This window comes from Clostridium sp. UBA2485 (genome assembly GCF_002341865.1).
Classification (GTDB): domain Bacteria; phylum Bacillota; class Clostridia; order Clostridiales; family Clostridiaceae; genus Clostridium_J.
The window spans coordinates 52,567-59,218 of sequence record NZ_DDOV01000106.1; the positions used below are offsets into that span (position 1 = coordinate 52,567).

The window sequence follows — 6,652 nt, forward strand, 5'->3', positions numbered from 1 at the left end:
GGGGGAACTTTTGTGAAAAGAGAAGATGATTTTCAATTAAGAAGGCAACACTTAAAGAATCTAAGTGATGAAGAATTATATGAAAGATTTTGGTCATTAACAGAAGAGATAGTTAATCCATTAGTAGATCTTGCTCATAACCATACTTCTCCATCAATAGAGCGTTCTGTATTACTTAGAATGGGATTTTCAAGTATAGAAGCTTCTAAAATAGTTATAGAAGGTACTAAGGTAAATCTACTTTCTAAAGGTATGGGAAATGTAGTTCTAAAATATAGTGAACTTAAAGGTATTGATTATTTAAATGCAGGACGCATACTGGGGGAAGGAAAAGGATGGAATGAAGTAGTTGAACTTTTTAGGGGGGATAAGTAGTGCTACAAGAGAATAAAAAAATAAATGTTGAAGAAATTCTTAAAGATTTAGATAAATATAAGCCTAAAAGAAGAGGATGGCATTGGAGAGAAAAATATGATAGAAATGTTGGGGAATTTAAATATAAAGAAATCTCTGCTCCCCTTAAAAAAAGTAGAGCTTTACCATCAGCAAGAAGCTTTGAAAATATAGACCCTCAACCAANNACTTCAGAAATTGCCTCTGGTAGATTTGAAGACGATATAAGAAGAATGAGAATGGCTGCTTGGCACGGTGCTGATCATATAATGGTTATAAGAACAGCTGGACAAAGTCATTACGATGGATTAATTGAAGGATCACCAGAAGGTATAGGCGGAGTTCCAATTACAAGAAAAGAAGTTAGAGCTACAAGAAAAGCGTTAGATTTAATTGAGGAAGAAGTAGGAAGAGAAATAAACTTTCACTCTTATGTATCTGGTGTAGCAGGGCCAGATATTGCGGTTATGTTTGCAGAGGAAGGAGTAAATGGAGCACACCAAGACCCTCAATATAATGTGTTATATAGAAATATAAATATGGTTCGTTCCTTTGTAGATGCAGCAGTAGCTAAAAAGCTTATGGCATGGGGAGATATTGTTCAAATAGATGGAGCACATAATGCTAATGCAACTGCTATGAAGGGATATAATGTAATGCCAGAGCTTATGGTTCAGCATGCTATTAACTCTAAGTATTCTGAAAGGGTAGGAATGAAGAGTGAAAATATTGCACTTTCAACAGTTCCTCCTACAGCACCGCCAGCACCTTGTTTAACATATGACCTTCCATATGCTGTAGCCCTTAGAGATTTATTTAGAAACTATAAAATGAGAGCTCAAATGAATACTAAATACATGGATTCATGTACAAGAGAAGCTACTGTTACTCATAGTTTAAATCTACTAATTTCTAAGCTTACATCAGTAGATATTCAAAGTACAATAACTCCTGATGAAGGAAGAAATGTACCTTGGCATTATAATAATATTCATGCTGTCAATACTGCAAAACAAGCGCTGATTGGTATGGATGGTTTAATGGATATGGTCGAGCTTAAAAAAGATGGGTACTTGCCAGCGAAGGTTAGAGAACTTAAAGAAAGAGCAATACTATTCTTAGAGGAAATAATTGAGAATGGTGGCTATTTTGAAGCTGTTCAGAAAGGATTCTTCGTTGATTCAGGAGAGTATCCAGCTAGAAATAGCGATGGTATAGCAAGAAAGATTGATGGAGGTATTGGTGTAGACACAGTAGTTAAAAGAGATGAAGATTACTTTGCACCGGTTTGTGCTCATTTTGGATATAATAATGTTCCAGAAAAATATAATAAACCTTGTGATGTTATAAAAGAATGTACTCTTTGTAATCATGATAAAATTCAATATATAGATGAATTAGATGAAGAAGACAATGTTTTTAAGAGAATGGAAAAAGTTAAAGAAGATGGAACTATAACCCCTGAAGTTGAGTGGAGTAAAGATGGATATGTATCAGTAACCTTATTCTTACCTGAAAGTGAGAGAATAGCTGAAGCTGCTGCACTGGAAATAGGGAAAAATATGAATTTAACTGATGTTGAGGTTATTCATAAACAAGTAATGCAAGAAGCAGAAGGTACATTAGTTGAAATAAAAGGAAGAGTATCCTTCAAAATTGATAAGAGTAAGCTCAAAGTTCCAGAGAAAAAGCAACTTTTAAGTGATGGAGTGATGAAGGAATACGTTCAAAATAATCCAGTTAAAATAGTAGCTGCTACTGTTGGAGAAGATGAACACTCTGTAGGGCTAAGAGAAATTATAGATATTAAACATGGCGGTATGGAAAGATACGGTATAGAATGTATTTACCTTGGAACCTCTTGTCCAGTAGAAAAATTGATAGATGCGGCTATAGAAACTAAAGCTCAAGCTATAGTTGCAAGCACAATAATAACTCATAATGATGTACACATTAAAAACATGAGAAAAATAAATGACCTTTGTATAGAAAAAGGTGTAAGAGATAAGTTTATATTAGTATCTGGAGGAACTCAGGTCAGTGATGAAATTGCAAAAGCAAATGGTATGGATGCGGGTTTTGGTAGAGGAACTCATGGAAATGATGTAGCCTCATTTATAATTGAAACTCTAATGAAAAAAGAAGAATAATATTAAAAAGGCATACATAAAACCATGTATGCCTTTAATTAAATAAATTTAAAGAGTACATAAATTGTTTCAATAGATAACTGGCGAACACTGTTCACCGTTACAGAATCAATTTTAAATTTCTCAGTGGTAGCTGAGAAATATCCACAATTGTGAATTGTGCATCGTGAATTATGAATTGAAATATTAGGAGGGATTATTATGAAAGTTGATTATTTAGTAGCAGAAATAGGAAGTACTACAACATTAGTTACTGCTTTTAATTTTAAGAATGGGGTAGAAATAATAGGACAAGGTAAATACTTTACTACAGTATTAGATGGAGATGTAACAATAGGCTTAAAAAAAGCATTAGAAGAAATAGAAGGAAAAGTTGGGGAAAATGTCGAATATAAAAAGATGCTGGCAACTAGCAGTGCTGCAGGAGGGCTCAAGATTACTGTTCATGGACTTGTAGAGGATATGACAGTAAAAGCAGCGCGAGAGGCAGCTTTAGGTGCTGGTGGAATTATAAAAATGGTAACAGCAGGAAAGCTTAGAAAAAGCGATATTAGAAAAATTAAAGAGATTAAACCTAATCTTATTATGATTGCAGGAGGAACCGACTATGGAGAAAGAGAAACGGCACTTTATAATTCTGAATTACTTAGTAGTGAACAGTTAAATATACCTATTGTTTATTGCGGGAATATAGCAAATGTTGAGGAGATTAAAGATATATTTGAAAATCAAGAACTCTATATAATTGATAACGTTTATCCTAGAGTGGATGAACTAAATGTAGAGCCAGCTAGAGCCATGATTCAAAAAGCTTTTGAGAAGAATATTGTTAAGGCGCCAGGGATGGAAAAAATAAAAGAAATGGTAGATGGCCCTATAATGCCTACACCAGGTGCTGTAATGGAGGCTACAAAGCTGATTTATGACATTATGGGAGATGTAATAGTTTTTGATGTAGGTGGAGCAACTACAGATGTGCATTCTGTAACAGAAGGTTCAACTGAGATTTTAGATATACTGGTAACTCCTGAACCTAAAGCTAAGAGAACTGTAGAAGGAGACTTAGGTGTATATATAAACAGTGATAATGTTATTGAACTTTTAGATGAAAGAGAAAGGAATGGTTTATCTTTAGAGGAAATAAAATCCCACATAAAACCGATACCAACAGAAGATGAAGATAAAAAATGGAGTGGAATTTTAACTAAAAAAGCAGTAGATACCGCCATTAAAAGACATGTTGGCCATATCAAAAGAGTATATGGTGCAGGAAAAAACTTTTTAGCCTATGGTAAGGACTTGTCTATGATTAAATATATTGTAGGAACAGGTGGAGCACTTACAAGACTTCCAAAGGGAGAAGATTTTTTAAGTGGAGTTAGAGCTTTAAATGAAGATTTAACTATGTACCCTAAGGTTGGAGCTAAGATACTTTTAGATAATATGTATATAATGGCTTGTGCAGGCGTTTTATCTATAGAAGATAAAGAGGCAGCTAGTTTATTATTAAAGGAGAGTTTAGGCATATGAAAAAAAATTATCCATGTATAGAAGTAAATTTACCAAAAATAAAGCACAATGTTCAGACTATTATAAATATCTGTGGCGAACATAATATTGAAGTTGTTGGCATTACAAAAGGATATTGTGCAAAAGAACCAATAACAAGAGCTCTTGTAGAAGCAGGACTTAAGAATGTTGGTGATGCGAGACTTTTAAATCTAAAAAATTCGGAACATTTAGAATGTACAAAATATACTGTGAGAATACCTATGGGAAGTGAAGCTTTAGATGTTGTAAAATATTCTGATATAAGTTTAAACTCTGAGCTTAAAGTTATTAAAAAACTTTCAGAAGCAGCTGAAAGTTTAAATAAGAATCATAAAATAATACTTATGGTAGATTTAGGTGACTTAAGAGAAGGGATATTTGAAGAAGATCTTTTAGATACAGTAAAGGAAATAATAAAATTACCTAATATAGAGTTGGTTGGATTGGGTACCAATTTAACTTGTTATGGTGGAGTATTAGCTGATGAAAATAATCTAGGAAACCTTATTAAAATGAAAGAAATGTTAGAAGAAACATTAGATATAAATCTTCCAATAGTTTCAGGCGGGAACTCTAGCAGTCTTTATATGATTATGGATGGTACAATTCCAAAAGGAGTTACTCAGCTTAGAATTGGAGAAGGTATACTTTTAGGTACAGAATCTTCTTTCGCAAAAAGAATACCTAATACTTACAGTGATGTTTTTACATTAAAAGCAGAAATTGTTGAGGTGAAAAGCAAACCTTCTATACCTATAGGTACAATAGGATTAAATGCTTTTGGGGAAGTACCTGAGTTTGAAGATCTTGGAATTAGGAAAAGAGCTATAGTTGCAGTAGGTAGACAAGACATTAAAATGGATGCTATGGGCCCTAGAGATGAAAAAATGAAAATTTTAGGGGCCAGTAGTGATCATTTAATTTTAGATATAACAGAGTGTGAATATGACTATAGAGTTGGAGATATTGTAGAGTTTGATGTAAAATATGGATGTTTATTGCAAGCAATGACTTCAGCTTATGTAAGTAAATACTATATTGAATAAAAGTTAATATGAAATAAATGGTGGGAATTATGTGAGTAATATTGAAATAATAAATCAAGTTTTAACCTTATTTTTTATGATGCTTATGGGATATTATGGAGCCAAAAAAGGATTTATAAATAAAACAGTAGAGAAAGGGATGTCTGAATTATTACTTAATATTACCTTGCCCTTTCTTATAGTTACTTCTTTTAATATTGATTATAGTGATGAACTTCTAGGAAATGCGTTAAAAATTTTAATCTATTCTATTATAATACATGGAAGTCTTTTATTAGTTACAAAACTTTTATATATAAAAAATAAAAGTGAAAAACAAGGTGTTTTGAGGTTTGTAACTACTTTTTCTAATGTAGGATTTATGGGATATCCAATTTTAAATAGTGTTTTAGGACCAATTGCAGTGTTTTATGCTGCTATGTTTAATATGGGATTTAACTTATTTCTATGGACTATAGGTGTAAGACTTTTAGATGATAATGAAAAGGGAAGTTTCAAGAAAGCTATAACTAATCCATCAATGATAGCAGTTTTAATTGGGGTTATTCTTTTTATTACACCATTGGATTTACCATTACCAATTAAGGATGGAGTTAAACATTTAGGTAATACGACTACCCCTATTTCTATGATTATAATAGGTTCTATGTTATCTAAAGTTAAGATAAAAGATTTATTTTCTGATTTATCTTTATATTATGGAAGTTTTAATATTTTAATATTAGTTCCATTTATAGTTTTATTTGTAATGAAAACCTTTAGAATAGATAATAGTTTAATGGAAATTTGTGTTATAATAGAGGCAATGCCTGGTGCAACTTTAGCACCAATTATTATTAATGGATACGGAAAAGATGCTAGTTATGCTTCTAAAGCAGTTTTTATAAGCACACTAATTTCTATGATAACTATACCAGTAATCATTATAGCAGTAATATAAAGGAGTGATAGTATGAAAGCAAATTTTACTAACCATTTAGAAGAAGCTATGGAAAATTTACATACTAAAGGGGCATTCTTGACAGTAAAATCTAAGGACAAAATAAACACTATGACAATAAGTTGGGGAGATATAGGATATCAGTGGAAAAGACCTATATTTACTGTACTTGTTAGAAAGTCAAGATATACTTATGAATTTATAGAAAATAGTGATAATTTTACGGTAAGCGTACCTCTTGATGATTCTAAAAAGAGTGAATTAGCCTTTTGTGGAAGTAAATCTGGAAGGGATTACGATAAATTTAAAGAACGTGATTTAACCATAGAAAAATCAAACATAGTAGAAACTCCAGTAATAGGTGGAGAAAATATTATGCACTATGAATGTAAAATAGTTTATAAACAAGAATTAGATATAAATCTTTTAGATGAAGAAATAAAAAATACCATATATGGTGATAATGATATTCATGTATTATATTATGGAGAAATAGTAGATTGCTACAAAAAATAACTAAAAGCAGTGATTCAATGTCACTGCTTTTTAATTAGTGTGCCCAGCATGGGCGC

The 6,652-nt window shown here is 31.8% G+C and carries 6 protein-coding genes; all 6 read left to right on the forward strand.

The features are described 5' to 3' along the window. Positions 1–12: 12 nt before the first annotated feature. The 6 genes from B3603_RS19780 (at position 13) to B3603_RS19805 (ending at position 6,596) form a co-directional block, all read left to right on the forward strand. Entirely contained in the window at positions 13–375 is a 363-nt protein-coding gene (locus B3603_RS19780; protein ID WP_291568145.1) for an ornithine aminomutase subunit alpha, read from the forward strand. Continuing rightward, entirely contained in the window at positions 375–2,543 is a 2,169-nt protein-coding gene (gene oraE, locus B3603_RS19785; protein ID WP_291568146.1) for a D-ornithine 4,5-aminomutase subunit OraE, read from the forward strand. Before B3603_RS19780 ends, oraE begins: the two co-directional genes overlap by 1 nt. Before the next feature lie 201 nt (positions 2,544–2,744). Beyond that, positions 2,745–4,073 carry a GlmL-related ornithine degradation protein gene (locus tag B3603_RS19790; RefSeq protein ID WP_291568148.1) on the forward strand — a complete coding sequence of 443 codons (1,329 nt, stop codon included), beginning with the start codon at positions 2,745–2,747 and terminating at the stop codon, positions 4,071–4,073. Then, complete coding sequence (orr, locus tag B3603_RS19795; RefSeq protein ID WP_291568149.1) at positions 4,070–5,140, forward strand: ornithine racemase Orr; 1,071 nt, start codon at positions 4,070–4,072, stop codon at positions 5,138–5,140. The genes B3603_RS19790 and orr overlap by 4 nt, the downstream gene beginning before the upstream one ends. A 31-nt stretch (positions 5,141–5,171) precedes the next feature. Then, a complete protein-coding gene (locus tag B3603_RS19800; protein ID WP_291568151.1) occupies positions 5,172–6,080 on the forward strand; it encodes an AEC family transporter in 909 nt (302 codons plus the stop codon). Positions 6,081–6,092: 12 nt separating this feature from the next. After that, positions 6,093–6,596, forward strand: a complete 504-nt coding sequence (locus B3603_RS19805) for a flavin reductase family protein (protein ID WP_291568153.1) — start codon at positions 6,093–6,095, stop codon at positions 6,594–6,596. The last annotated feature ends 56 nt before the right edge of the window (positions 6,597–6,652 follow it).

What these genes read in the sequence shown, in the direction of transcription:
- B3603_RS19790 (WP_291568148.1), top strand. Translation starts at nt 2,745, where the DNA reads ATGAAAGTTGATTATTTAGTAGCAGAAATAGGAAGTACTACAACATTA.
- orr (WP_291568149.1), top strand. Translation starts at nt 4,070, where the DNA reads ATGAAAAAAAATTATCCATGTATAGAAGTAAATTTACCAAAAATAAAG.
- B3603_RS19805 (WP_291568153.1), top strand. Translation starts at nt 6,093, where the DNA reads ATGAAAGCAAATTTTACTAACCATTTAGAAGAAGCTATGGAAAATTTA.